The 22961-nt window shown below is 69.5% G+C and carries 24 protein-coding genes and 1 tRNA gene; 14 read left to right on the forward strand and 11 right to left on the reverse strand.

Annotated features, from left to right (window positions below):
- Window positions 1-16: 16 nt before the first annotated feature.
- The 6 genes from J4Z35_RS09175 to J4Z35_RS09200 all read left to right on the forward strand — a co-directional run bounded on the left by J4Z35_RS09175 (window position 17) and on the right by J4Z35_RS09200 (window position 4860).
- Window positions 17-541: a PPA1309 family protein gene (locus J4Z35_RS09175; protein ID WP_038567306.1), complete on the forward strand. Its 525-nt coding sequence runs from the start codon at window positions 17-19 to the stop codon at window positions 539-541.
- Window positions 542-769: 228 nt separating this feature from the next.
- Window positions 770-846, forward strand: a tRNA-Met gene (locus J4Z35_RS09180).
- 139 nt (window positions 847-985) lie between these two features.
- Entirely contained in the window at window positions 986-2245 is a 1260-nt protein-coding gene (locus tag J4Z35_RS09185) for a glycosyltransferase 87 family protein (RefSeq protein ID WP_208065531.1), read from the forward strand.
- Window positions 2246-2414: 169 nt separating this feature from the next.
- Window positions 2415-3050, forward strand: coding sequence for a hypothetical protein (locus J4Z35_RS09190; RefSeq protein WP_208065532.1), 636 nt, complete (start codon window positions 2415-2417; stop codon window positions 3048-3050).
- 260 nt (window positions 3051-3310) lie between these two features.
- Window positions 3311-3700: an RNA-binding S4 domain-containing protein gene (locus J4Z35_RS09195; protein ID WP_131940690.1), complete on the forward strand. Its 390-nt coding sequence runs from the start codon at window positions 3311-3313 to the stop codon at window positions 3698-3700.
- Between the two features lie 179 nt (window positions 3701-3879).
- The gene (locus J4Z35_RS09200) at window positions 3880-4860 is read left to right on the forward strand and encodes an endonuclease/exonuclease/phosphatase family protein (protein WP_208065533.1); all 981 of its coding nucleotides are present in this window, start codon (window positions 3880-3882) and stop codon (window positions 4858-4860) included.
- 90 nt (window positions 4861-4950) lie between these two features.
- Here J4Z35_RS09200 and J4Z35_RS09205 read toward each other — a convergent pair whose 3' ends face one another.
- Together J4Z35_RS09205 and J4Z35_RS09210 are read right to left on the reverse strand one after the other, a co-directional pair.
- Window positions 4951-7536, reverse strand: a complete 2586-nt coding sequence (locus J4Z35_RS09205) for an ATP-binding cassette domain-containing protein (protein WP_347813544.1) — start codon at window positions 7534-7536, stop codon at window positions 4951-4953.
- Window positions 7537-7627: 91 nt separating this feature from the next.
- Window positions 7628-8551, reverse strand: a complete 924-nt coding sequence (locus J4Z35_RS09210) for an FHA domain-containing protein (RefSeq protein WP_074046231.1) — start codon at window positions 8549-8551, stop codon at window positions 7628-7630.
- A gap of 224 nt (window positions 8552-8775) precedes the next feature.
- Between J4Z35_RS09210 and J4Z35_RS09215 the strand changes: the two genes are divergently transcribed.
- Window positions 8776-10233, forward strand: a complete 1458-nt coding sequence (locus J4Z35_RS09215) for an NAD(P)/FAD-dependent oxidoreductase (RefSeq protein WP_006945907.1) — start codon at window positions 8776-8778, stop codon at window positions 10231-10233.
- 67 nt (window positions 10234-10300) lie between these two features.
- Here J4Z35_RS09215 and hisN read toward each other — a convergent pair whose 3' ends face one another.
- The 4 genes from hisN to J4Z35_RS09235 form a co-directional block, all read right to left on the reverse strand.
- Entirely contained in the window at window positions 10301-11137 is an 837-nt protein-coding gene (gene hisN, locus J4Z35_RS09220; RefSeq protein WP_040014769.1) for a histidinol-phosphatase, read from the reverse strand.
- A gap of 89 nt (window positions 11138-11226) precedes the next feature.
- On the reverse strand, window positions 11227-12306 hold the full coding sequence (gene rsgA / locus J4Z35_RS09225) for a ribosome small subunit-dependent GTPase A (RefSeq protein ID WP_006945866.1): 1080 nt from the start codon (window positions 12304-12306) through the stop codon (window positions 11227-11229).
- Between the two features lies 1 nt (window position 12307).
- Entirely contained in the window at window positions 12308-13768 is a 1461-nt protein-coding gene (gene aroA, locus J4Z35_RS09230; RefSeq protein WP_231729431.1) for a 3-phosphoshikimate 1-carboxyvinyltransferase, read from the reverse strand.
- The gene (locus tag J4Z35_RS09235) at window positions 13765-14289 is read right to left on the reverse strand and encodes a DoxX family membrane protein (RefSeq protein WP_062257114.1); all 525 of its coding nucleotides are present in this window, start codon (window positions 14287-14289) and stop codon (window positions 13765-13767) included. The genes aroA and J4Z35_RS09235 overlap by 4 nt, the downstream gene beginning before the upstream one ends.
- 442 nt (window positions 14290-14731) lie before the next feature.
- Between J4Z35_RS09235 and J4Z35_RS09240 the strand changes: the two genes are divergently transcribed.
- The 5 genes from J4Z35_RS09240 to rsrA all read left to right on the forward strand — a co-directional run bounded on the left by J4Z35_RS09240 (window position 14732) and on the right by rsrA (window position 18671).
- On the forward strand, window positions 14732-15724 hold the full coding sequence (locus tag J4Z35_RS09240) for a hypothetical protein (protein ID WP_156444935.1): 993 nt from the start codon (window positions 14732-14734) through the stop codon (window positions 15722-15724).
- 160 nt (window positions 15725-15884) lie between these two features.
- Window positions 15885-16730 carry an SOS response-associated peptidase gene (locus tag J4Z35_RS09245; protein ID WP_062257118.1) on the forward strand — a complete coding sequence of 282 codons (846 nt, stop codon included), beginning with the start codon at window positions 15885-15887 and terminating at the stop codon, window positions 16728-16730.
- Complete coding sequence (locus tag J4Z35_RS09250) at window positions 16727-17497, forward strand: alpha/beta family hydrolase (protein WP_062257120.1); 771 nt, start codon at window positions 16727-16729, stop codon at window positions 17495-17497. The genes J4Z35_RS09245 and J4Z35_RS09250 overlap by 4 nt, the downstream gene beginning before the upstream one ends.
- Window positions 17498-17601: 104 nt before the next feature.
- Window positions 17602-18420: a sigma-70 family RNA polymerase sigma factor gene (locus J4Z35_RS09255; protein WP_207623455.1), complete on the forward strand. Its 819-nt coding sequence runs from the start codon at window positions 17602-17604 to the stop codon at window positions 18418-18420.
- Window positions 18417-18671, forward strand: coding sequence for a mycothiol system anti-sigma-R factor (gene rsrA, locus J4Z35_RS09260; RefSeq protein WP_062257123.1), 255 nt, complete (start codon window positions 18417-18419; stop codon window positions 18669-18671). The genes J4Z35_RS09255 and rsrA overlap by 4 nt, the downstream gene beginning before the upstream one ends.
- A 74-nt stretch (window positions 18672-18745) precedes the next feature.
- On the opposite strand, the gene J4Z35_RS09265 is transcribed toward rsrA, so the two are convergent.
- Window positions 18746-18886: a hypothetical protein gene (locus tag J4Z35_RS09265; protein WP_006945980.1), complete on the reverse strand. Its 141-nt coding sequence runs from the start codon at window positions 18884-18886 to the stop codon at window positions 18746-18748.
- Window positions 18887-19049: 163 nt separating this feature from the next.
- Between J4Z35_RS09265 and J4Z35_RS09270 the strand changes: the two genes are divergently transcribed.
- Both J4Z35_RS09270 and J4Z35_RS09275 read left to right on the forward strand, forming a co-directional pair.
- Window positions 19050-19721, forward strand: coding sequence for a biliverdin-producing heme oxygenase (locus tag J4Z35_RS09270; protein ID WP_062257125.1), 672 nt, complete (start codon window positions 19050-19052; stop codon window positions 19719-19721).
- Window positions 19722-19725: 4 nt separating this feature from the next.
- The gene (locus J4Z35_RS09275; RefSeq protein WP_062257127.1) at window positions 19726-20106 is read left to right on the forward strand and encodes a VTT domain-containing protein; all 381 of its coding nucleotides are present in this window, start codon (window positions 19726-19728) and stop codon (window positions 20104-20106) included.
- A gap of 160 nt (window positions 20107-20266) precedes the next feature.
- On the opposite strand, the gene sodN is transcribed toward J4Z35_RS09275, so the two are convergent.
- The 4 genes from sodN to J4Z35_RS09295 form a co-directional block, all read right to left on the reverse strand.
- On the reverse strand, window positions 20267-20671 hold the full coding sequence (gene sodN / locus J4Z35_RS09280; protein WP_006945950.1) for a superoxide dismutase, Ni: 405 nt from the start codon (window positions 20669-20671) through the stop codon (window positions 20267-20269).
- A gap of 54 nt (window positions 20672-20725) precedes the next feature.
- Entirely contained in the window at window positions 20726-21106 is a 381-nt protein-coding gene (locus tag J4Z35_RS09285; RefSeq protein WP_006945900.1) for a S24/S26 family peptidase, read from the reverse strand.
- A gap of 34 nt (window positions 21107-21140) precedes the next feature.
- Window positions 21141-21917 carry an amino acid ABC transporter ATP-binding protein gene (locus J4Z35_RS09290; RefSeq protein ID WP_156444936.1) on the reverse strand — a complete coding sequence of 259 codons (777 nt, stop codon included), beginning with the start codon at window positions 21915-21917 and terminating at the stop codon, window positions 21141-21143.
- Window positions 21918-22024: 107 nt separating this feature from the next.
- Entirely contained in the window at window positions 22025-22954 is a 930-nt protein-coding gene (locus tag J4Z35_RS09295; RefSeq protein ID WP_062257133.1) for an amino acid ABC transporter permease, read from the reverse strand.
- Window positions 22955-22961: the final 7 nt, after the last annotated feature.

The raw sequence follows: 22961 nt of genomic DNA on the forward strand, positions 1-22961 counted from the left end.
CCCTACGATGGGTCGCATGAGTGCCGTCAAGCCCGTGCTGTCCCCTCTCACCCGCGCTGCTCTCGAGACCGAGGCGCACGTCGCGACAGACGGGTGGGGTCAACCGGCGCGCCTGTTCTCCCTCGCCCGCAACGGTGAGCTGCTGCGTCGTCAGCCGGCCCTCGCGGCGATGCTCGGCGACGTCGACCCCGACGAGTTCTCCGCGATCGAGCAGGAGGGCGTCATCCGCGGTGACGACCTCGAGAAGGCGCTAGGGCACACGGCTTGGCCGGCGGACGTCGACGGGGTGGCGCTCGCGGTCGAGCGCATCATCGTGCCGCCGCAGGCCGAGATCGAGACGTTCGGTCGCGGCGGGACGAATGCGCAGCGGCTGGCGACCCACGAGCAGCGTGAGGACGTGCGCCTGCTCGTCGCGGCGCTGCGCAACGGCGAGATCATCACCCTCGTGCGACGTCGTGCCGAGGACGATGACGACAAGGTCGCGATCGGCACGAACATCGCGCCGGGGCTCGTCGAGGCCCTCAAGGCGACGCTGGCCTGATGACGTGGCCTGGCGGCGACCACCCGGCGACGACCATCTCCATGGCTCCGTGACCCCGCGCATCCTCTTGCGCTCAAGTGCACCCGGGTGCACTTGAGCGCATGGGAGAACGGGGGCAGACGCTCGAGCAGGGCACAGCGCGGAGGCGTCTCGCGGGCGGTGACGAGGCTCACGCGGCATCCGATTTGCATTCTTTGTTCATCTGCTCGTAAAGTTGAGGCATACCGACGCGGGGTGGAGCAGCTCGGTAGCTCGCCGGGCTCATAACCCGGAGGTCGCAGGTTCAAATCCTGTCCCCGCTACCACGTGGCCCGTCGCTTCTGATCTCAGAGGCGGCGGGCTTTTTTGTCGTGAGATCGTCGTGGTGATGACATCGAGTTCAGTGCTCCGACGGTGGCTCACTGTCGAGTAGGCCGGCCGAGGTGGCCGTATGAGGGAGAGTTCATGGGGCGCCGTTCGTTTCGTTGCGAGGCGTGGCTCGTGTACCTGCTCGCCTGCGCGTTCGTGACCGTCAGCGCCATCCTGCAGCTGCGCTCCTGGAACTGGACGCTGTTCGACACCCGCATCTACCTCGACGCGACGACGAAGACGCTGAACGGCACAGCCGATCTGTACGAGGGCCGGTTCGGTGACGGCTGGCCGTTCACCTATCCGCCGTTCGCCGTCCTGGCCTTCGCGCCGCTTGCCGCATTGGCGCGGTCTGTCGCGACGGCGCTGCTGACGCTCGGCAGCCTCGTCGCACTGTTCCGCATCTGCTGGTTGCTCGCGGATCGCTCGATCGCGCAGTGGAGGCTGGGGGAGCGAGCCCCGGCCCCCGGCTTGGCGACGGGAGCCCTCACGCCCCTCGCCGCCGCGGGTGGGGTGCTGCTCGCCGCGCGCTCGGACGCCGTCGGCGGCACGCTCGCCTTCGGCCAGATCAACCTCGTCATGGCCTGGTTCGTCGTCGAGGACTACCTCGGTCTCGGCCGCCGGCGCCTCGCGGGGGCTCGGCTGTCAGGCGTGCTCACCGGCCTGGCTGCGGGCGTCAAGGTGACGCCGGCGCTCGCCGCCGTCCCGCGCCTGTTCACCCGCGACCACGCGAGCGCCCTGCGCGCGCTGGGGGCGGGCGTCGTCACCGTTGGCGTCTCGGCGATCGTGCTGCCGCACGAGGTCGTCACGTACTTCACGTCGGCGTTGTGGGACACGAGCCGGCCCGGCGCGCCGGAGAGTGAGTGGAACCAGTCGCTGTCGGGCCTCGTCGCGCGCGTCATGCACGATGTGCCGGGCGCCGGCCTCGTCCGCCTGCTCGTCATCGCGGCGGCGCTCGTCGCGGGGGTGTTCGTCGCCTCCGCGCTGCTGCGTCGTGACGACGACGTGGGCGCGGTCCTCGTCATCTTCGTCACGACGGGCGCAGTCAGCCCGATCACCTGGTACCACCACCTCGTCCTCGTTCCGCTGTTCGCCGTGTGGGCGATCCTCGCGACGCGCGGTTGGGCCAAGGGGCTGTACCCGGCGATCGCGGCGCAGGCTTTCCTGCTCGGGCTCTGGGTGCTCACCGGGATGTACCAGAGCGTGCCACGCGACAACGGAGCCGAACTGCACCACGACTCTCTCGAGACCGTCATCAGCGAGGCCGTCCCGGTGCTCAGCCTGACGATCCTCCTGACGCTCGCCGCCGCGATCGCGCGCAGCAGACGGGCAACAGAGCCGCACCCGACGCACTGACGTCGTCGGTCGCCGGCCGATTCACCGGCATGCCACCTGCTCGCGGCTCGAACCTGAGCCATCGTGTGAGCTCGCATCGCGTCGTAGGCCACCTGATTCGTCTCTGTTGGGGGCTGGTGGGCCGTCTGCGCGACGGTCGGTCACGGAATCCCGCGCGGGCCGTTCGGCCATGCCCGTGCCCGCGAGCGCGGCTGCGGCGACCTCCGACGACGCGATGCTCGCCTGGGCCATCAAGCACGGGACGGCGGCGGAACGACGCGACATCGCCGGAAGCATCGGTGTCACCTACCCGACGGCCGCCGCGTTCCTCGGCACGACGTGTGACAGGGGCCACGGCTATGCCGGGGTGTGGGTCGTCAACTTCGCGAACACGCCGGCGCGGTGGAACGTCACCCTCGACGGGGTCGGCTACGCGGGCGCTCAGGTTCGGCCCGCGAGCCATGACTACGGCGCACTCGGGGTGCCGGACGGGCGCCACGCACTCGCGTTCGTCGACCCCCGCACCGGCGCGGTCGCTGCGAAGATCGCGACGGACCTGCACTGCGGTACTCCGGCCGGCGGTACACCCACGTCCGGATGGTCACTGACCGGGCCGGTCGAGGACGGTTCGATTCCGGCGACCCACCCGAGCTCGACGCCGCCGCCACCTGCGAAGCGCGCCAGCTCGACGCCCCCGGGCGTCGGCCCGGTCGTCGAGACCGACCACGTGCCGAGCGATCGCGACCCGGGCGCGCTGGTCGTGTCGTTCCCCGGTGCGGCGGGTGCACTGCTGAGCGCGACGCGCCGCCTGCGCCGCGCCCGATGAGCGGCGAGCGACGAGCGCGATCAGCGACGAGCACGAACCGCGCGCCTGAGCACGGGAGCAGGTGCTCAGGGTCGAGACGCCACGATGCGCGCCCGGTCGTAGGACGATGCCGCGGGCGAGCCCAACGCAGGATGGCGACGAACTCACAGGGAAGCAGCTATGACGTGCCTCCCTGTGAGTCAGTCGCCATCCGGCTGGGCGCCGCGAGATCTGCGAGCCGGCCCAGCGTCGGTGCAGGGAGGTGGCTTACCCTGGCGCCCATGAGCATGACGTCGGGGGTGGAGGGCAGCGTCCGCATCGATGCCTGGTTGTGGGCTGTCCGGTTGTACAAGACCCGCTCGGCGGCGACGACCGCCTGTCGCGCCGGGCACGTCCGCATGAACGGTGCGACCGTCAAGCCGTCGACGAGCGTGACGGTGGGCGCCGATCTGCGCGTGCGGCAGCAAGGCTTCGACCGCATCGTGCATGTCACGGGCCTGGTCAAGAAGCGCGTCGGAGCGCCCGTCGCGGCGCAGTGCTACGTCGAGTCGACGCCGCCGCGCCAGCGTGAGACCATCCCGCAGATCCCGGTGCGTGACCGCGGCGCTGGGCGTCCGACGAAGAAAGACCGCCGTGAGATGGAGCGCCTGCGTCACGGGGGAGCGCGGTGAGCGATCAGGGTGCGCAGGCCGACGGTGATCAGTGCGCCGGAGAGCATGCCGGCAGCTCACCTGCGTCGACCACGGTGAACGCGGTCGACGATCGAGAGAAGGGCGGCTCGAGCGGGCGGAGGGCACGATTCGGGCGAAGCGCCGTCGAGGATTGGTCGGGAAGCAAGTCGAAACGCTGGGTGGCGAGGCCCGCAGGCCGCGTTCGTCGCGTGCTCGGTGTCGTCATCGCGCTCGCGTGCCTGCTCACTGCCGCGCTGTGCGCTCTCATGTGGTGCGACGTGCTCATCGGCAACGTCGTGCCCGTTCTGCAGGCGCTCACGCCGGTCTGGGTGCTGATCGCCGCGGTGATGCTCGTCGCGGCGGTGCTCGTACGCCGGCGCGTGGCGCTCCTCGCGGCGCTTCCCATGCTCGTCGCCGCAACGGCGGCAGGCGTGGCACTCGCGCAGCATCCGAGCCCGCCGTCGTCGGTGCAGCATGCTGCCGGCCAGCGGCACCTGCGTGTCCTCGCGCTCAACCTCGAGTTCGGAGGTGCTGACGCACGCGCCGTCGCCGCTGAGGTCGCCCGGGTGCGCCCGGACGTCGTCGTCATGCCCGAGACAACGGCCGTGAAGCTGCGCCTGCTCGACGCGGCGGGTCTGGGTGGGCGGTTGCCGTACCGCGCCTCGGGGCTCGTCGACGACGGCTCACGCGGCACGGCCGTCCTGTCGCGCTACCCGCTGCACACGCTTGACGACGGCCGCCACCTCGGCCCCTACGACCTGCAGATGCCGATCGTGACGGTCGCAGCACCCGGCGCCGATGTCACCGTGCACGGCGTGCACACCTACCCGCCGCTGCAGGACGGCGCGAACCAGTGGCGCCCGCAGCTCGAGGCGCTGGGACGCTGGCAACGCGGCGAGAACGCGCCGCACCTCGTCATGGCGGGCGATTTCAACGCCTCGGCGGCGCACCCGGCGTTCCGGCATCTCGCGGATGGCCTCATCGACGCCTTTCCCGCCCGGCATGGCAACTGGCCGCCGACGTGGCCGCAGGACGCCGTCGTGCCGCCGTTCGCCCAGATCGACCACATCCTCACGCGTGGTTTCGTGCCCGTCGACGCGGGCACCTTCACCGTCCCCGGCACCGATCATGCCGGCGTGTGGAGCGACCTGCGCTACTGACGGAACACCCCCTGACGAACGTCGCTCGGAAACGCGTCGTGGCTGACGCGTTTCCGGGCGATGTTCGAGGACTCGTGAGCCCGGCGGGCCTCACATGCTCTTGCGGCGGCGCGAGCTCCACCAGGCGATGGTCGTGCCGACCACGAAGATGGCGATCAGCGCGGCCGCGGCGATGAGCCAGTGGTCGGTGTCCCGCACCCAGAACGGATCCCACGAGCGGGAACGGCCGGGGATCGTCATGCTCGTCTTGACGTCGGCGGTCTGGGCACCCATGGCCAGGCCCCAGCGGCTCGGGAAGATGCTGCCGAGGCCGCGCATGAGCTGGCTGTCGAGATCGAACAGCCCACCCGAGAAGACCAGCGCGCCCATGATGACGATGACGAGCATCGGCATGACCTGCTCGTTCGTCTTCGCGAAGCTCGACAACGCGAGGCCGATCGCGACAGCCGCGAGCCCCGTCAGGAAGGCGAGGACGAACGTCTCGAGCGTCGTGTTGGCGAGCGCGACGGGGGCGGTCGGCGCGCCCTTGCCCGCGATGACGAGCAGGACGAGGATGGCGCACTGCACCGCGACGAGCAGCCCGTACGTGACGACCTTGCTGCCGATGTAGGCGAAGGGTGACAGTCCGACGGCCTTCTCCCGCAAGAAGATCGGGCGCTCGGCGACGAGTTCGCGGATGGTGGCGGCCAACCCCATGAAGACCGATCCCATGACGATGAGCGTCATGATCTGGGTTCCTTCAGCCCGCAGCGTCACCTTGCCGGGGTCGCCCCCGTTGGCGATGAGTTCCTGCTCGAAGAAGACCGTCTTCAGCCCGTGCGTGCCCGGTACGAGCATTGCCAGGCCCGCGAGGGCGATGGGGAGCAGCAGCATGAAGGCGACGAAGCCGCGGTCGGCCGCGATGACCCTGAACTGGCGTCGGATGAGCGTCGACAGCTGACGAAAGATCGACTGCTGACGCGGTGGCACGTCCCGCTGCGACGACGCGGACGGGCGCGGCGCGCTCAGGGGAGCGGACACCTGGCTGCCCATCATCGCCGAGGAGCGGAACACGTCCTGCGAGCGCTGCGGGTCGTCGGTGACGGTGTTGAACACATCGGCGTGATCGCTCGCCGAGAAGTAGGGCAGCATCTCGTCGGGCGGGCCGAAGTAGGCGACCCGTCCGCCCGGTGCGAGCATGAGCACCCGGTCGCACACGCCGAGGCTCGCGACGTTGTGCGTGATGACGACGACGGTGCGGCCGCCGTCGGCGAGGCCGCGCAGCGTCAGCATGACGCGCTTGTCGAGGCCCGGGTCGAGGCCGGAGGTCGGTTCGTCGAGGAAGAGCAGCGACGGGCGCGTCAGCAGCTCGAGGGCAACGGATGTGCGTTTGCGTTGGCCACCGGACAGGCGTGAGACCTGGGTGGTGGCGTGCTCCGTCAGCCCCAGTTCGTCGATGACCTCCTCGACGCGGGCCTCGCGCGACTCACGATCGAGGTCGGCGGGGAAGCGCAGCTCGGCCGCGTACCGCAGGGCCTGACGGACCGTCAGCTCGGGGTGGACGACGTCGTCCTGCGGGACGACGCCGATACGGTGACGCAGATCCTCGTAGTTGTCGTAGAGGTCTCGTCCGTCGTAGTAGACCTCGCCCTCGGTAGCCTTCTGGGCGCCGATGAGGGCCTTGAGCAGCGTCGACTTGCCCGCACCCGAGGGGCCGATGACGGCGACGAGACTTGATCCTTCGAGGCCGAAACTGACGTCGTCGAGCAGCTTCTTGCCGTCGGGCAGCGAGAACGACAGGTGGTTGGCGACGAAGGTGACGTCGCCTTCGTCCTCGCTCGCGACGAGACGCCCGTTCTTCAACGTGAATCGGGTGTGGCCGACGGCGAGCAGGTCGTCCTCGCGCAAGGTGCCGCGGGTGATGCGCGCACCGTTGATGTAGGTGCCGTTGCTGCTGCCGAGATCCTCGACGGCGAAGCTGTCGCCCTGCGGCACGAGGCGGGCGTGACGCCGGCTCGCGAGCAGGTCGCGCACGACGATCTCGTTCTCGGTGCCGCGACCGATGGTGATGGTGCCCGACGGCAGGGCCATGGCCTGCGGGACGGCGCCCTGGACGGTCAGGCGGCCGGTGGGTTCGGGCTCGAGCTGCCCGGTCCATCCCTGGAACACGTCGCCGCTCGCACGTCGCTCGGCGGGGGCCTGCGGGGGGCGGGGCAGCCGGATCGGGCCGGTCTTCAGGCTCGAACCGGTCGTGGCGTCGGGCGTGGGCGCAGCGCTCGAAGCGCCGCTGCTGCGACGCGGCATCGGCACGGAGATCGAGGTTGCCTCAGGCGGGGCCTGTGACGGGCTCGCGCCGTTCGGGTCGACACTGCGCGCGACCTGCTCACCTGCTGGGGTGGAACTTCGCGAGAACTGGACTCGCGTCCCACGGGGCCCGCCGAGTCGGACGTCCTCACCACCGCGCAGATCGCGGTAACCGTGCACGCGCTGGCCGTCGACCCAGGTGCCGTTCGAGCTGTCGAGGTCACGCACCTGCCACCCCTCGCCCTGCGCGCTCACCTGAGCGTGGCGTCGTGAGACGTCGACGTCGACGATCGTGATGTCGCAGTCGCGGCCGCGGCCGATCGTCGCGCTCTCACCTGGTTGCAACCGCACGACGTGCCCGTCGACCTGCACCGTCAGTTCTTGTATTCCCACGCTTCCCTCCCGGAGCGTTCCAGCGCCCACGGGCGCTGCTGTGGTCGATGTCCAGGTTGGATCGCGGCCGGTCCGGACGGGTGTTCGCGGCTCAGACCGAGACGAGCCAGCCGTCGCGCACCTCGAAGGTGGAGGCGCCGATGCCGATGCGGTCGCCTTCGTGCAGCAATGTCTGCTCGACGCGGCGCCCGTTGACGAACGTGCCGTTGCGCGACCCGAGATCGCGCAGCAGCAGACCCTCATCCTCCGCCGTGATGACGACGTGTCGGCGCGAGACGAGCATGTCGTCGAGCACGATGCTGTTGCTGCGGCTGCGGCCGATCGTCAGCGAGTCCTCCGGCAGATCGTCGTTCTGGCCGACGACCTGAGGCGGCGCCGACTCGTACCCGCTCGAGGAGTACCCGTTCGACGGGGGAGCCGACGCATAGCCCCCAGACGGAGGTGCGGACGGGTAACCACCCGACGGAGGTGCCGACGGGTAGCCGTTCGACGGGCTCGTCGCCTGCGCGTCGGCTGCCGGCGCGGGCACGGCTCCGACGGGTGAGGCGCCACCGCGGGGTGCCTGGTCGGCGTCGCCGTCGGCCTGGTCGTGGCGCGGCGACTCGGATGCACCGTCAGCGGGGTCGGAGCCCACCGCGTGAGGCGCCGAGGGCGCCGCGTGCTGACCTGCATCGCCGGGCGCAGGCCGCCCGGCGGGCTGCTGTTCGCCTGCCCACCCCACGGGCGTGGCGGCGGGCTGGGCGTCGTTCCACGGGTTGCCGAGCTGCCCGGGAGCGGCCGGGCCGACGCCCTGCTCGTCGGCCGAGCTCGCGTCCGTCTGTCGCGCATCCCTCTGCTGCGGCGTGGCCGGGGCATCGCCCGACGAGCGTCCGCCGGCGGCAGCCGGAGCGTCAGCCTGGCCGGCGGGCGCGTCGAGCTGAGCATCTGGTCGCGGCCCGGCCCACGCCGGCTGCGCGGTGCCCGTGGCGGGCGCGTTCCACTGGATGGGGTACGGCTCGCGGCCTCGTTCGCTCATCGTCCACTCCGTTCGCGGCGCGGGGCGCCGTCCCGTCCTACGTCGATCCGTCGTTGTCATCCGGGTGTCGGCCCGCCGATGTCGGTGGTCGGGCGCGCCCGTGTCATGGGGCAGCCTACCGGCCGCGACACACCCATGGGTGGGCGTCGGGAATGAGTAAGCTGGGGGCAGCGTCCAAGCGTGATCGGGCCAGGCGACACGCACGCGAGATCTGCGAGGAATCCATGGGTATTGCACACAAGAGCGCCACGCGCCACCGCGTCGTCATCATCGGCTCCGGCTTCGGCGGTCTGTTCGCCGCGACCCAGTTCAAGGACGAGGACGTCGACGTCGTCCTCATCTCCTCGACGACGCATCACCTGTTCCAGCCGCTGCTGTACCAGGTCGCGACCGGCATCCTCAGCGAGGGCGTCATCGCCCCGAGCACGCGCGAGGTGCTCAAGAAGGTCAAGAACGTCGAGGTATTCCAGGGGACGGTCAGCGACATCGACGTCCAGAACAAGCGCGTCTTCGCGCAACTGCTGGACTCGACCCAGACGTACGACTACGACTCGCTCATCGTCGCGGCCGGCGCGGGGCAGTCGTACTTCGGCAATGACCACTTCGCCGAGTTCGCGCCCGGCATGAAGAGCATCGACGACGCGCTCGAGCTGCGAGGTCGCATCTTCGGTGCCTTCGAGACAGCGGAAGTGGCCGCGGCCGCCGGCGAGTGGGACGACGTGCGCACGCTGCTGACGTTCGTCGTCGTCGGGGCCGGCCCGACGGGCGTCGAGATGGCCGGGCAGATCAGCGAACTCGCCAACCGCACCCTCGCCGAGGACTTCCGCCACATCAACCCCAAGGACGCGCGCATCGTCCTCGTCGATGCGGCGCCGCAGGTGCTGCCACCGTTCGGCAAGAACCTCGGCGAGAAGGCGAAGAAGCAGCTCGAGAGCATGGGCGTCGAGGTGCTGCTCGGGCAGATGGTGACGAATGTCGACGCCACGGGCATCGAGATGAAGACGCAGGACGGCACCGTCACCCGCATCGACTCCGCGTGCAAGGTGTGGGCCGCAGGCGTCGCCGCGAGCCCGCTCGGCAAGCTGCTCGGTGACAAGACGGGCGCCGAGGTCGACCGCGCCGGGCGCATCTCCGTGCAGCCCGACCTGACGCTGCCCGGCCACCCGGAGATCTTCGTCGTCGGCGACATGATGAGCCTCGACAAGCTGCCCGGCGTCGCGCAGGTGGCGATCCAGGGCGGAAAGTTCGCGGCCAAGTCGATCCTCGCGGGCGTCAAGGGTGAGCCGGCCCCGGCGAAGTTCAAGTACTTCGACAAGGGCTCGATGGCGACGATCTCCCGTTTTTCGGCCGTGACGAAGGTGGGCCGCCTCGAGACGGAGGGGTTCATCGCGTGGCTCATGTGGCTCGGCGTTCACCTCGTCTACATCATCGGCTTCAAGTCGCGCCTGTCGACGATGCTGAGCTGGGCCGTCGCGTTCGCGAGCGACAGCCGCGACGAGCGCACCACCACGGAGCAGCAGGTCCACGCGCGTCTCGCGATCGCCGAACTCGGGGAGAAGTACCACCCGAGCGTCGACGTGCCCGGCCTGCTCGAGCTGTCGAAGGGCAGCGCGCAGCTCGAAGCCGTTGACGGTGCGGACGCGCCGGCGCTCGAGAAGCAGTCTGAGACGCCGAAGGCCTGATTCCGGTCGCACGAATCCGTGCGATGCGCGACGGCGCCCCGCTCACGCGAGCGGGGCGCCGTCGTCGTCACTCGCCCGGGATGAGGGACGGCGCGGGGGAGTCGTCGCCGAGACGAGCGAGCACCTCGTCGTGGAGCAGGCCGTTCGTCGAGACGCCGTTGCCGCTCCAGCAGCCGGGGCGTCCGTCGAGGCCGGTGAAGCGGCCGCCCGCCTCGGTGACGATGGGCACGAGCGCCGCCATGTCGTAGTCCTCGAGCTCCGGTTCGGGCGCGATGTCGACGCTTCCCTGCGCGACGAGCATGTGCGAGAAGAAGTCGCCGTAGGCGCGTGAACGCCAGCATTCCTTCGACAGGCGGAACAGGTCCATGTCCTTGCCACGTTCGGCCCAGCCGTTGAACGAGGAATAGCTGAGAGAGGCGTCCGCCAGCCTGTCGACCTTCGAGACGCTGATCGACGTCGCGCTCGTGAGGCTGCGTCCGGTCCACGCGCCGGTGCCCTGCGCGGCCCACCAGCGGCGGTGCAGTGCGGGTGCGGCGACGAGACCGACGACGGGCGTGCCCGCGTCGACGAGGGCGATGAGGGTCGCCCAGACGGGCACACCGCGCACGTAGTTCTTCGTCCCGTCGATGGGGTCGATGATCCACAGCCGATCGGCGTCGCCGCTCGTGCCGAATTCCTCACCCTTGATGGCGTCGCGCGGGCGCGCGCGCTTGAGGTTCTCGCGGATGACGCGTTCGGCCTCGCGGTCGGCCTCCGTCACGGGGGTGAGGTCGGGTTTCGACTCGACCTGCAGGTCGGCGGCGCCGAAGCGCGACATCGTGATCTCTTCGACCGAGTCGGCGAGGACGTGGGCCAGGCGCAGGTCGTCGTGGTACGGGCTGGGGTCGCGCAGGGTGTCGCTCATTGCGCCCACGCTACCGGCTCGCCGGCACCGCGAGCACGCGGTGGCGGGGTAGGCGAGTGAGTGCTCACTCGTCTACCCCGCGGTCGGGTTCAGCGTCGCTCGAGGTGCTCGTCCTTGTCGGGCACGTGGCGCGAGCGCAGCAGACGACGCAACGACGCCAGGCGCGCCGGGCCCGTCGTGCCGGCGTGACCCGCGGCGACGTAGGCGTCGAGCGCGCAGTCTGCCTCGTCGTGCGAGCAGCCGCGTGGGCATTCGGCAGTGCCGGGGGCGAGCTCAGGGAAGTGGTCGACGATCGTCGTCGGGTCGATGTGTGCGAGGCCGAACGAACGAATGCCGGGGGTGTCGATGATCCAGCCGCCCTCCGGCCCGGGAAGTTCGAGGGCGATCGCCGACGTCGAGGTGTGGCGCCCGCGTCCCGTCACGTCGTTGACGTGGCCGGTCGTGCGCGCGGCATCCGGAACGAGGGCGTTGACGAGTGTCGACTTGCCGACGCCGGAGTGCCCGACGAGGACGCTGACACGCCCGGCGAGGCGGGCGCGCAGGTCGTCGAGACCGTCGAGGTCACGGGCGACACGACCACCGGACGCGATCAGCTCGTCCCGTTGGGCGTCGCTCAGCTCGTGCGCCGACGTGACGCTGTGCGGCACGTCGAGGTCGGCGTAGTTCGCGAGGAACGGCGCCGGGTCGCCAAGGTCGGCCTTCGTCAGCGCGAGCAGCGGGTCGAGCCCCGCGTCGTAGGCGGCGACGAGGCAGCGGTCGATGAGGCCGGTCCGCGGCTCGGGGTTCGCGACCGCCGTCACCATGACGAGCTGGTCGGCGTTCGCGACGATGACGCGCTCGTACGGGTCGGTGTCGTCGGCGGTGCGGCGCAGCACGCTCGAGCGTTCCTCGACGCGCACGATGCGCGCGAGCGAGCCCTCGTGACCGCTCGTGTCGCCGACGAGCGCAACACGGTCACCGACGACGATGGGCGTGCGCGTCAGCTCGCGGGCGCGCATCGCCGTGATCTGCCGTCCGTCGAGCAGGACCGACCAGCGGCCGCGGTCGACACCCGTCACCATGCCGATGACGGCGTCGGCGTGCTTGGGGCGATCCTTCGTGCGGGGCCGAGATCCCTTGCGGTTGGGGCGCACGCGCACGTCGGACTCACTCCAGTTGCGACTCGCCATCTCAGACCGTCCGCTGCAGCGCCGGCTCGTGCGCCGCACTCGTGCCGTCGAGCAGCGCCTCCCACCGCCGGTCGAAGTGCGGCAGCGTCTTGGCGGTCGTGCCGACGTTCTCGACGACGATGCCGTCAACGACGAGCCCGACGACCGCAGCCGCCATCGCCATGCGGTGATCGTCGTACGTGTGGAACAGCCCGCCGTGCAGCACTTCTCGCGGCACCGGGGTGATGACAAGACCGTCCTCGGTCTCGTGCACCTGCGCCCCGATCGCCGTGAACTCGCGCGAGAGCGCCGCGAGTCGATCGGTCTCGTGGCCGCGGATGTGGGCGACGCCGCGGATGCGGCTGCCACCGTCGGCGAGCGCGCACAGGGCGACGACGACGGGCGTCAGCTCGGACGCTTCGGTGAGGTCGACGTCGATGCCCCGCAGACGACCGCTTTCGGGGCCGCGCACACGCAGACCGTCACGATCGAGCGTCACCTTGCAGCCCATGCGCTCGAGAACGCCACGGATGTGATCGCCCGGCTGCGTCGTGAACGTCGGCCAGTCGGCCATGAACACCTCGCCACCCGTGACGGCGGCCGCCGCGAGGAAGGGGGCAGCGTTCGACAGGTCGGGCTCGACCATGACGTCGAGCGCGCGGATGTCGCTGGGTTCGACGCTCCACGCGTAGCTGCCGCGCCCGTCGGCGTCGACGTCGTCACCGACCTCGATGACGACGCCCGCGTCACGCAGCACCTCGACCGTCATGTCGATGTGGGGGATGCTCGGCAGCGTTGCGCCGGTGTGGACGATCGTCACGCCCTCGTCGAAGCGCGCGCCGGAGAGCAGCAGTGCGGAGACGAACTGCGAACTCGTCGAGGCGTTGACCTCGACGCGCCCGCCCGTGACGGCTCCGGTGCCGTGGACGGTGAACGGCAGTGCGCGGCGGCTGTCGTCGTCGATGCGGACGCCGAGGTCGGCGAGGGCCTGCAGGACAGGACCCATGGGGCGATTGCGGGCGTGCTCGTCGCCGTCGAAGGCGACCGGCCCGTCCGCGAGGGCGGCGACCGGCGGGAGGAAGCGCATGACGGTGCCGGCGAGGCCGCAGTCGACCTGTGCGGGGCCCCGAAAGGGTGCAGGAGTGACGTGCCAGTCGTCGCCCTCGGGGGAGTCTCCGGGCACGTCCTCGACCTGGACGCCCATCGCGCGCAGTGCTTGCGCCATGAGGAGGGTGTCGCGCGAGCGCAACGGCGCCCGCAGGAGAGAGTCGTCGTCGGCGAGGGCGGCGAGGACGAGGTAGCGGTTCGTCAGGGACTTCGAGCCGGGGACGCTGAACGCGCCGACGACCGGCCGGTCCGCGCGAGGTGCGGGCCAGTCGCTCGTCGGGTTCGCGGAAGCGGCGCTCGTCGCGGCGGTGGTCGTCATGTCGGAGTTCTTCATGTCGAGGCCCGCTGCGCGAGCGCTCGTACTGCCGGAGGTCATGAGGGCAGCTTGCTCCCGGCGACGGCGGCCATGAGCTTGGCCTCGCGACGAGCCGTCTTCGCGGCGCGCTTGGCCTCACGGCGCGTGACGTCGACGCCGTGCGAGGTACGCCAGGCGAGGCCCGGCTTGCCCGCGGTGTCGGCGGCGGCGAGCAGCACGCCACCGACGATGGCAGCAGTGCGGAAGAAGTTGGACTGCTTGCGTGCCTTCACCTCCGGGTCCTTCTCGGCCCAGAACGCCTCGTGCATGTAGGCGTTCGCGCCGACCGTCGGGGCGAGCAGAGCCGCGGACAGGCGCGGGAACTTGCCGAGCGCGAGGGCGGTGCCGGCGGCACCCATGAGCGCGCCCTGGCCCTTGACGATCATCTCGGGGTCGTTCGGCACCTTGCTGCCGCTCTCGCGGCTGACGAACTCGACGAACGGCGCGGCCTCGGCGGCCTGCGACTTCGTGTTGGTGAACGCCTTGGCCGCCTCGTTGAGGAAGTAGCTGGCGAGCGCGGTACGCGCGATGCGACGGATCATGGTTCCTCCTCCTGTGAAGGTCGGCGTCGATCGTCGACGCCTTGGCCTCCCACGTTAGTCGGCGCCACCGACAACATGCGAGCCCTGTACTGCCACCGGCCGCCCGGCTGCGGACTCACTCCAACGCTGTGGGGCAGTGGGCGCGGTCCATCCTGGCCGATCCGTGGGCGAACTCGCAGATGGAGTTGCCCGATCGGCCCCCGCAGAGCCGCGTGGGGGCCGACTAACATGATGTCTCGTCGTGGACGCGACCGTCCTCGCATCCAGGGGCAGGGAGATGCACACGATGGCAAGACTTCGAACCGTCACCATCGATGACAGGGACCCCTTCGGAGAATGGGACCTGACAGAAGAGTCTCTCCGAACCGCTTATGTCGCGGCCGGTCACGTCACGAAGGCCTTGGGCGCGCTTGCCACTCCTCTCACCGGCCGGAGGGCGTACATGGCTGCCGACCTGACGGGTTCTGATCGGGCGATGAAGGCCGGGCTGAGTGACATGACCCTGTCGACCGAGCCATCGGCCCCGTCCTACTTGAGCCAGATGATCGACGCCATCAAGGGGATGGCCTTCGAGGACACGACGGAGTTCGAAAGGATTCTCGCGGGAGTCGATCAACGTTCCTTCCGTAGGGAGCTCCCCGTCAGGAAGAGCCGGGCGATCCGCGAGGCAAAGCTGATTCATACCATCGTCGTGGATAGCGGAGTGGGATACACCCTGGCCGTGAGTCACGCGAATGGCCGTTCCCTCTACGTCGTTCCTCATGACGAGGCTTCCCCCACCATCGCCATGGGGATCGCACGCTCCATCTACGTCGACGATTCAGGTCCGTCGTTCGAAGTGAGGGGGAAGTTCAAGCCGGCACCGTCTTTCGACACTGCGGGGAGGCGTTGTGTGATTCCGGATGCTTTCTTCTTGACGAATCACGTGAGCCGAGCCGCTTCACGTCGGTGCGATGCGCATGACCGCAGCGGCGCCACGCTCGTGGGGGGTGCAGCGCGCGTCAATGATGCGGTCCGGGCGATGAACCCAGCGCACCCGCGCTTCGCGGCGCATTTCACGCACCCCATCTACGACGACCCCGCAGATGAATGGTCTCCGTTCGGCAGTGACGGGGCCGCCGGTGTGCTTGCGGAGTGGGAGAGCCGTCGGGACGAGCTGACGTCCTCCACGCGCTTGCGAGAGATGTACGACACGGACGAAGAATGGCGGGAGTCGGCCGCCGCGATCGGCACGTCGCCCCTCGATGCAGTTGACGAAGCGACCTGGGTGGTGGCGAGAGCATTCACGCTGCTGCGTCTGACCGGCCAGATCGACGAGGGCGGCAAGGTCGCTGCTCTGCGTGGTCTTGATCGATTTCTGCTCGAGACGGACGGTGCAGACGAATACCTCCAGCAAAAGCGTGACCTGCAGTCGTGGCGCAGCGGGCGCGCCTGAGACCCGGGCGTGCCAGACGGGCAGGGGCAGCGCCGGGGGCCCGAAAGCCGGTTGCGCTCGGTGAAGTGATGGAGGCACGACGGGCGGCGAATGGTCGCTTTCTTCACCGGAGCCGGGCAAGACTGGGTGAGACGACGACCTCTCCTCTTAGGCTTGGCCCATGTGCGGCAGATACGCAGCCAGTGCGAGCACGGGTGAGTTGGTCGAGGAGTTCGAGGTCGACGTCGACGCGACGGGCGAGCAGACGCGGTCGCTGCTCGCGTCGCCGCAGAACCCGCCTGTCGGTGAGCCCGACTACAACATGGCGCCGACGAAGCAGGCGCCCGTCGTCCTGACCCGTCCCGAGCGGCTCGACGACGGCTCGCGCGGCGAGGCGAAGCGTCAGCTGCGTCACCTCACGTGGGGGCTCGTGCCCTCGTGGTCGAAGGACACCAAGGGTGGCGTGCGCATGATCAACGCGCGCGCTGAGACGTTGCTCGAGAAACCGTCGTTCGCGAAGGCCGCCCGCGTGCGTCGCTGCCTCGTGCCCGCGTCGGGTTGGTACGAGTGGCAGCTGTCACCGACGGCGCTCGACGCCAAGGGCAAACCGCGCAAGCAGCCGTTCTACATGCGCCGCGTCGACGGCACGGACGTCGCATTCGCCGGCCTCTACGAGTTTTGGTGCGATCGTTCGCTGCCCGACGGCGACCCGGCCGCGTGGCTGACGACGTTCGCCATCATCACGACGAGCGCGGGGCAGGGCCTCGACCGCATCCACGATCGCCAGCCCCTCGCGCTCGAACGCGAGCAATGGGCCGAGTGGCTCGACCCGACGCTGACCGACGACGCCGACGTCGCGACGTTCCTCACGCCCGGCGATTCGAGCCCCTTCGAGGCCTACCCCGTCTCACGCGCGGTGAGTTCGAACCGGACGAACGGCCCAGGCCTCATCGAACCCGCGCCCGAATCCGACCTCGTGGGCGTCGTCGACCCCGCGACCGGCGAGATCATCGGGGCCGAGAAGTGACCGCCGAACCACGTCCCTCCCGGTCTGTCGCGCCGGAACGAGCGCACCGCGTTCTTGACATCGAGACGGACGCCGGGTCGGCACGCGCCTACGTCATCGATCCCGTCGGTGGTCGCGCGAACACGGAGGTGAAGAACTCCGAGTCCTCGAGTACCGAGTCTGCGAACGCTGAGACTGCGGCGGTCACGACGACCGGCAAACACCAGCCCGTCGGAACACTCGTCCTCGGACACGGCGCCGGCAAGGGCACGAACACGCCCGACCTGTGGGGCTTGCTCCACCTCGCCGATGACGGGTGGCGTGTCGTCCTCGTCGACCAGCCCTGGGTGCTCGCGGGCCGCAAGATCGCCACGCCCCCGAAGACCCTCGACGAGGGTTGGCGCGCCGTCGTGAGTCACTTGCGCGAGGCGGGCGAGATCACGGGCCGCTTCGTGCAGGGTGGTCGTTCGGCCGGTGCCCGCGTCGCGTGCCGCACCGCCGTCGAGACGGGCGCTGACGCCGTCGTCGCGCTGGCTTTTCCGCTCGCGCCGCCGGGCAAGGCGGACGACCCGTCGAAATGGCGCACGGACGAGGCGCAAGCCGTGCTCGATGCGGTCGTTCCCCTGCTCGTCGTGCAAGGCGCCACGGACACCTTCGGCGGCCCCGACGCGATCCGCGCCGCGCTGCCCGGCGCCGACGTCGCCGCCGTCGCGGGCCCGCACGGATTCAGCAAGCAGCCGCAGGATGTCGTCGACGCCGTGCGCAGGTGGCTGGCCGCCGCGTCCTGACTCATATCGAGTGCGGGGCGGGGAATAGCGCAGCCCACTCATCGTGTTGACGACGGCGAATCAGAAAGCCCACGAGGGCCATTCGAACGTCGAAAGTGAGCACGATGCTGGTAGCACCCGTGGTTCCGGTCGAACCGTCCGCGCTGAGCCTCACCACCGGTTTCGGTGGCGCGGGCACGCGCGCGTCTCGTGTCGCGCCGCACCCCGCGCTAGGGTTGAGCGCGATGACAGACAACACGACGGTCGACGCCCTCGGCGCGCCGCAGCCAGACGGCGGCGCGGCGCCACGCAGCGTCACCGATTCCAAGGATTTCGACCCGAGTACCGAGACCCCGGCCGAGCGGGCCGCGCGCTTCGAGCGTGACGCGATGCCGTACCTCGATCAGCTCTACAGCGCCGCCCTGCGCACGACGCGCAACCCGAGCGACGCCGAGGATCTCGTGCAGGAGACGTTCGCGAAGGCGTTCGCAGCCTTCCACCAGTACAAGCCGGGCACGAACCTCAAGGCGTGGCTGTACCGCATCCAGACGAACACGTACATCAACTCTTACCGCAAGAAGCAGCGTCAGCCGCTCGAGTCCGACGCCGCCGAGGTGGAGGACTACCAGCTCGCGCGGGCCGAGGCGCACTCGTCGACGGGGTTGAAGTCGGCCGAGAACGAAGCGCTCGATCACCTGCCCGACAGCGACATCAAGAAGGCGCTGCAGGCCTTGCCGGAGGACTTCCGTCTCGCGGTGTACTACGCCGACGTCGAGGGTTTCCCCTACAAGGAGATCGCCAAGATCATGGACACGCCGATCGGCACCGTGATGTCGCGCCTGCACCGCGGACGCAAGCTGCTGCGTGAACAACTCGAGGACTACGCGCGTGGGCGCGGCTTCCTCAAGGGTGAGGCGGACACCGCGAAGGGGGCGAAGAAATGAGCGACAAGTGCCCCGAGTACGTCGATCGTCTCTACGCCTACATCGACGGTGAGCTGACGGCCGAGCAGTACGAGGAGATCAAGGCTCACCTGCTCGACTGCCCCCCGTGTTTGACGGAGTACGAGCGCGACATGCTGCTCAAGAAGCTCATCAAGCGCGCTTGCGCCTGTGAGCAGGCGCCGGAGCAACTGCGCTCGTCGATCCTCACGCGCATCACCTACGAGCGCACCGAGGTGGGCTACGAGGCCTGACGCCGAACCGAGCATGACGAAGGCCGACCATCCCGTGAGGGTGGTCGGCCTTCGTTCGCGTCTGCGGCAGATGCTCAGGCGTTGGGCTTCTTGCCGTGGTTCGCGCCCTTGCCCTTGCGGCTGCGACGCTTGCGTGCGCGCTTGCTCATGGTCTTGCTCCCTGGTTCGGGGTCTTCCCCCCGGTACGTCGGGGGCCAACCTCCCCATTCTGTCACATCGCGCTCGTGCCCCCTGCGGGCATCCGCGCAGCGAGAGGCGGCTCGCTCTCGTCGGCCTGGCGTGGTGGGGAGGTGGAGTCTCGGATCAACCGTTCGATTGATCCGAGCGGAGGTGGACCTTTATTAAGGTGAGCCTTCCTCATCAGAAAGGCTCGGATCCATGACGACGGCCCTCACCCCGCCCCTGTCGGCCGCGCTGCGCGACCACACCCGTGCCGCGCACGAGCACGCCGAGAACCGCGGCTTCATGACCCGCCTCATGGGCGGCGAGAGCAGCATCGGCGCGCACCAGGGGCTGCAGCGTCAGCTGCTGCCGGTGTACGACCACCTCGAGTCGGCGTGCGCGACGCACCGCGATGACCCCCGCCTCGCGCCGCTGCTGGACCCGGCACTCGAGCGCGCCGCATCGCTGCGTCACGACCTCGCCGCGCTGGAACGCCTCGGCTATGCGGACGCCACGGCGATCCTGCCCGCCACGCAGCGCTACGTCGACGACCTCGTCGCCTGCGCCGCCTCGCCGGCCACGCTCATCGGCCACCACTACACGCGCTACCTCGGGGATCTGTCCGGCGGGCAGATCATCGCGACGCTCATGCGCCGCCACTACGACGCGCCTCACGATGTCCTCACCTTCTACCGCTTCGACATCGCCAAGCCGAAGACGTACAAGGACGCCTACCGCGCCCGCCTCGATGAGTTGGCCCTCACGACGCAGGAGCAGGACGAGGCCCTCGACGCCGCCGGTCGCGCCTTCGCCCTCAACGCCGCAGTCTTCGACGCGCTGGACGCCTGCTACCCCGCGGGTGCGAACGCTCGGGCCGAGGCCGTCTGAACGCATGGAATCGATCCGTGAGATGCCCGTGGCGCTCGCGTTCGGCATCCTGTTCTGCATCGTCATGGCGCGAGCCAACGCGACATACTGGATCGGCCGCGGCGCGATCGGCGGCTGGCGTCGGCACCCGAAGTACGCCCACCACCTCGACGCGCGCTCCGTCAAGCGCGCCGAGGGCATGGTGCACCGCTTCGGCCCGCTCGCCGTCCCGCTGTCGTTCCTGACGGTCGGCGTGCAGACGGCCGTCAACCTCATGGCCGGGGCCGGCCGGATGCCGCTCGTGCGCTACCTGCCGGCCGTCGCCGTCGGCAGCCTCATCTGGGCCGGCGTGTACACCGTCGCCGGGGTGGCGTTGCTCGACGTCATCCTCCGCCTCGTGCACTGACGCACCTGACGTCATGAAGGTGGACGAGAATCGCCGATGTGGACGGAAATCGCAGGAGGGGACGGGATTCGCGACGGTGAACGAGAACCGCAGGTGAGGCAGCGAGAACGGCCCGGCATCCAAGGGGGATGCCGGGCCGTTCTCGTTGCGGGAGGGAGGCTCAGGCCTGCTTCGTCTCCGCGAAGATGCGAGCGATCTCGTCGATCTTGCCGAGCAACTCGTCAGCCTTGGCGATGTCCCACTCGCCCTTGGTGCCGCTTGCACCGGCGAGCTTCGTTGCCTCGTTGACGAGGGTGTGAAGCTGCGGGTACTTCTCGAAGTGCGGGGGCTTGAAGTAGTCCGTCCACAGCACCCACAGGTGCTCCTTGACGAGCTGGCTGCGCTGCTCCTTGATGATCGTGGCGCGCATCTTGAAGTCTTCGTCGCCGGGCTTGTCGGCGACCTTGGCGATGATGGCCTTGACCGACTCGGCCTCGATGCGGGCCTGGGCAGGGTCGTAGACGCCGCAGGGCAGGTCGCAGTGAGCCGAGACCTCGACGGTGGGGGTGAAGAAACGCTTCAGCATGAGGGACTCCTTGCTGCTGGTGATCAGCTGCCGAGCGGCAGCACTGCTCTCAACCTATCGCGCGACACGGCCCCGGCGAAAGGTGCTGACGCAGGTGCGACAACGTCGCAGAATCTGCGTCATCACTGGGGAGTCGGGGCTGACGACCCGCCCCCGCATCGCCTCGTCCCCCAGCGCCCCGACGAGCCATGAGTCGACCCCCTCACGGGGGTTGTCACGCTCCACCCACCAGCCCGACGCGCCGTCGGCGAGGCGTTCGCGCCTCGTCACCCGTTTGATCGCGAGCGGGCGGGGGCCGTCGTCGCCGTCAGGGAGGCGGACGACGTGGCAGCGCCCGACCCGGGGCGACGCACCCCAGGCGACGAGGACGACGTCGCCGTCGACGTAGGTCGGTTCCATCGAGCGACCCCTGACGACGACGAAGCCCAGCTGCATCCCACCAGGGTAGTGGGGTGCAGCTGGGCGAGCGTCAGAGCAGTTCGTCGTCGACGAGGGCGGCGATCGCCTCGTGCTCGCTGCGAATGCGCGACAGGAAGCTCTTGGTGCGCTCGTGCTGCGGGTTGTTGATGACGTCGCGCGGCGCGCCGGTCTCGACGACGACGCCGGCGTCCATGAACACGACACGGTCCGCGACGTCCCGCGCGAAACTCATCTCGTGCGTGACGACGACCATCGTCATCCCGTCCTTGGCCAGTTCCTTCATGACGGCGAGCACCTCGCCGACCAGTTCGGGGTCGAGGGCGGACGTCGGCTCGTCGAACAGCATGAGCTTCGGCTGCATCGCGAGCGCGCGGGCGATGGCGACGCGCTGCTGCTGGCCGCCCGAGAGCTGGCTGGGGTAGTGCTTCGTCTTGTCGCCGAGCCCGACCCGTTCGAGCAGCCGCTCGGCCTCCGCCTTCGCCTCGGCCTTGCCCACGCCCTTGACCTGGACGGGCGCCTCCATGACGTTCTCGAGGGCCGTCATGTGTGGGAAGAGGTTGAAGCGCTGGAAGACCATGCCGATCTCACGACGCTGCGCGGCGATCTTCCTGTCCGTGAGGCGGTGCAGTTGCCCACCCTTGTCGGCGTAACCCATGAGGTCGCCGTCGACCCAGATGCGCCCGCCGTCGATCGTCTCGAGCTGGTTGATGCAGCGCAGGAACGTCGTCTTGCCCGAGCCCGACGGGCCGAGCAGCACGACGACCTCGCCGGGGTGGACGTCGAGGTCGATGCCCTTGAGCACCTCGTGCTTGCCGAACGACTTCATGACGTTGACGGCGTGCACGAGTGGCTCATCGGAGCGTGAGGCCACGGGGGCCGTGGTGGCGGACGGTCGCGGCTGGGCGTTGCTCGCCCCGGCGGCGGCGGTGCTCATCAGTGGTCACTTCCGATCGAGGACAGACGTGAGCGGAACCCGCCGGTCGTGGTGCCCTGCGCCCCGAAGCCGCGCGCGAAGCGTCGCTCCAGCCAGCTCTGCAGCAGCATGAGCAGCGTGCAGAGGATGAGGTACCACATGAGGGCGCCGACGTAGCTCGGCATCACCTTGTACGTGTTGTTGGCGACGTTCTGCGCCTGGTTGAACAGTTCGGCGGTGACGGGTACGGCCGTCAGCAGCGACGTGTCCTTGACCATCGAGATGGCCTCGTTGCCGGTCGGCGGCACGATGACGCGCATCGCCTGCGGCAGGATGATGCGGCGCATGGCCTTGCCGTTGCTCATGCCGAGGGCCTGGGCGGCCTCACGCTGACCGTTGTCGACGGACAGGATGCCGGCGCGCGCGATCTCCGCCATGTAGGCGGCTTCGGACAGTCCGAGGCCGATGATGCCGACGGTGATTCCGGAGCTGATCGTCTTGACGTCGAGGGTGTAGAACGTCAGCCCGAGGTCCTTGCCGAACGGCACGCCGAGATCGAGGGTCGGGTAGAGGGTCAGGACGCCGAGACCGAGGATCGTCATGAGGACGTAGCGCGGCACGGCCCGGAAGAACCAGATGTAGACGAACGCCACGCCGCGCAGCACGGGGTTGTCCGACAGGCGCATGATCGCGAGGATGACGCCGAGCACGACGCCCAGGATCATCGACACGATCGTCACGATGATCGTGCCCTTGAGCAGTCCGTCGAGCACGGGCGAGTAGTTCATCACCTTGAGCACGAACGGCCAGTCCCAGGCCTTGTTGGTGACGACGGAGCTGATCATCATCGCGACGAGGACGGCGATGACGGCGAGGGCGACCCATCGGCCGGGATGCCGGACCGGCCGGGCGTCGATGACGCCCGGCCGCTCGGTGGTGGTGTCGGTCATGTCGGTC

The sequence above is a fragment of the Dermacoccus sp. NHGro5 genome (assembly GCF_017565385.1).
Lineage (GTDB): Bacteria > Actinomycetota > Actinomycetes > Actinomycetales > Dermatophilaceae > Dermacoccus > Dermacoccus nishinomiyaensis.

What these genes read in the sequence shown, in the direction of transcription:
- J4Z35_RS09175 (WP_038567306.1), top strand. Translation starts at nt 17, where the DNA reads ATGAGTGCCGTCAAGCCCGTGCTGTCCCCTCTCACCCGCGCTGCTCTC.
- J4Z35_RS09185 (WP_208065531.1), top strand. Translation starts at nt 986, where the DNA reads ATGGGGCGCCGTTCGTTTCGTTGCGAGGCGTGGCTCGTGTACCTGCTC.
- J4Z35_RS09190 (WP_208065532.1), top strand. Translation starts at nt 2,415, where the DNA reads ATGCCCGTGCCCGCGAGCGCGGCTGCGGCGACCTCCGACGACGCGATG.
- J4Z35_RS09195 (WP_131940690.1), top strand. Translation starts at nt 3,311, where the DNA reads ATGAGCATGACGTCGGGGGTGGAGGGCAGCGTCCGCATCGATGCCTGG.
- J4Z35_RS09210 (WP_074046231.1), bottom strand. Translation starts at nt 8,551, where the DNA reads ATGAGCGAACGAGGCCGCGAGCCGTACCCCATCCAGTGGAACGCGCCC.
- J4Z35_RS09215 (WP_006945907.1), top strand. Translation starts at nt 8,776, where the DNA reads ATGGGTATTGCACACAAGAGCGCCACGCGCCACCGCGTCGTCATCATC.
- hisN (WP_040014769.1), bottom strand. Translation starts at nt 11,137, where the DNA reads ATGAGCGACACCCTGCGCGACCCCAGCCCGTACCACGACGACCTGCGC.
- rsgA (WP_006945866.1), bottom strand. Translation starts at nt 12,306, where the DNA reads ATGGCGAGTCGCAACTGGAGTGAGTCCGACGTGCGCGTGCGCCCCAAC.
- aroA (WP_231729431.1), bottom strand. Translation starts at nt 13,768, where the DNA reads ATGACCTCCGGCAGTACGAGCGCTCGCGCAGCGGGCCTCGACATGAAG.
- J4Z35_RS09235 (WP_062257114.1), bottom strand. Translation starts at nt 14,289, where the DNA reads ATGATCCGTCGCATCGCGCGTACCGCGCTCGCCAGCTACTTCCTCAAC.
- J4Z35_RS09240 (WP_156444935.1), top strand. Translation starts at nt 14,732, where the DNA reads ATGGCTGCCGACCTGACGGGTTCTGATCGGGCGATGAAGGCCGGGCTG.
- J4Z35_RS09245 (WP_062257118.1), top strand. Translation starts at nt 15,885, where the DNA reads ATGTGCGGCAGATACGCAGCCAGTGCGAGCACGGGTGAGTTGGTCGAG.
- J4Z35_RS09255 (WP_207623455.1), top strand. Translation starts at nt 17,602, where the DNA reads ATGCTGGTAGCACCCGTGGTTCCGGTCGAACCGTCCGCGCTGAGCCTC.
- rsrA (WP_062257123.1), top strand. Translation starts at nt 18,417, where the DNA reads ATGAGCGACAAGTGCCCCGAGTACGTCGATCGTCTCTACGCCTACATC.
- J4Z35_RS09270 (WP_062257125.1), top strand. Translation starts at nt 19,050, where the DNA reads ATGACGACGGCCCTCACCCCGCCCCTGTCGGCCGCGCTGCGCGACCAC.
- J4Z35_RS09275 (WP_062257127.1), top strand. Translation starts at nt 19,726, where the DNA reads ATGGAATCGATCCGTGAGATGCCCGTGGCGCTCGCGTTCGGCATCCTG.
- sodN (WP_006945950.1), bottom strand. Translation starts at nt 20,671, where the DNA reads ATGCTGAAGCGTTTCTTCACCCCCACCGTCGAGGTCTCGGCTCACTGC.
- J4Z35_RS09285 (WP_006945900.1), bottom strand. Translation starts at nt 21,106, where the DNA reads ATGCAGCTGGGCTTCGTCGTCGTCAGGGGTCGCTCGATGGAACCGACC.
- J4Z35_RS09290 (WP_156444936.1), bottom strand. Translation starts at nt 21,917, where the DNA reads ATGAAGTCGTTCGGCAAGCACGAGGTGCTCAAGGGCATCGACCTCGAC.
- J4Z35_RS09295 (WP_062257133.1), bottom strand. Translation starts at nt 22,954, where the DNA reads ATGACCGACACCACCACCGAGCGGCCGGGCGTCATCGACGCCCGGCCG.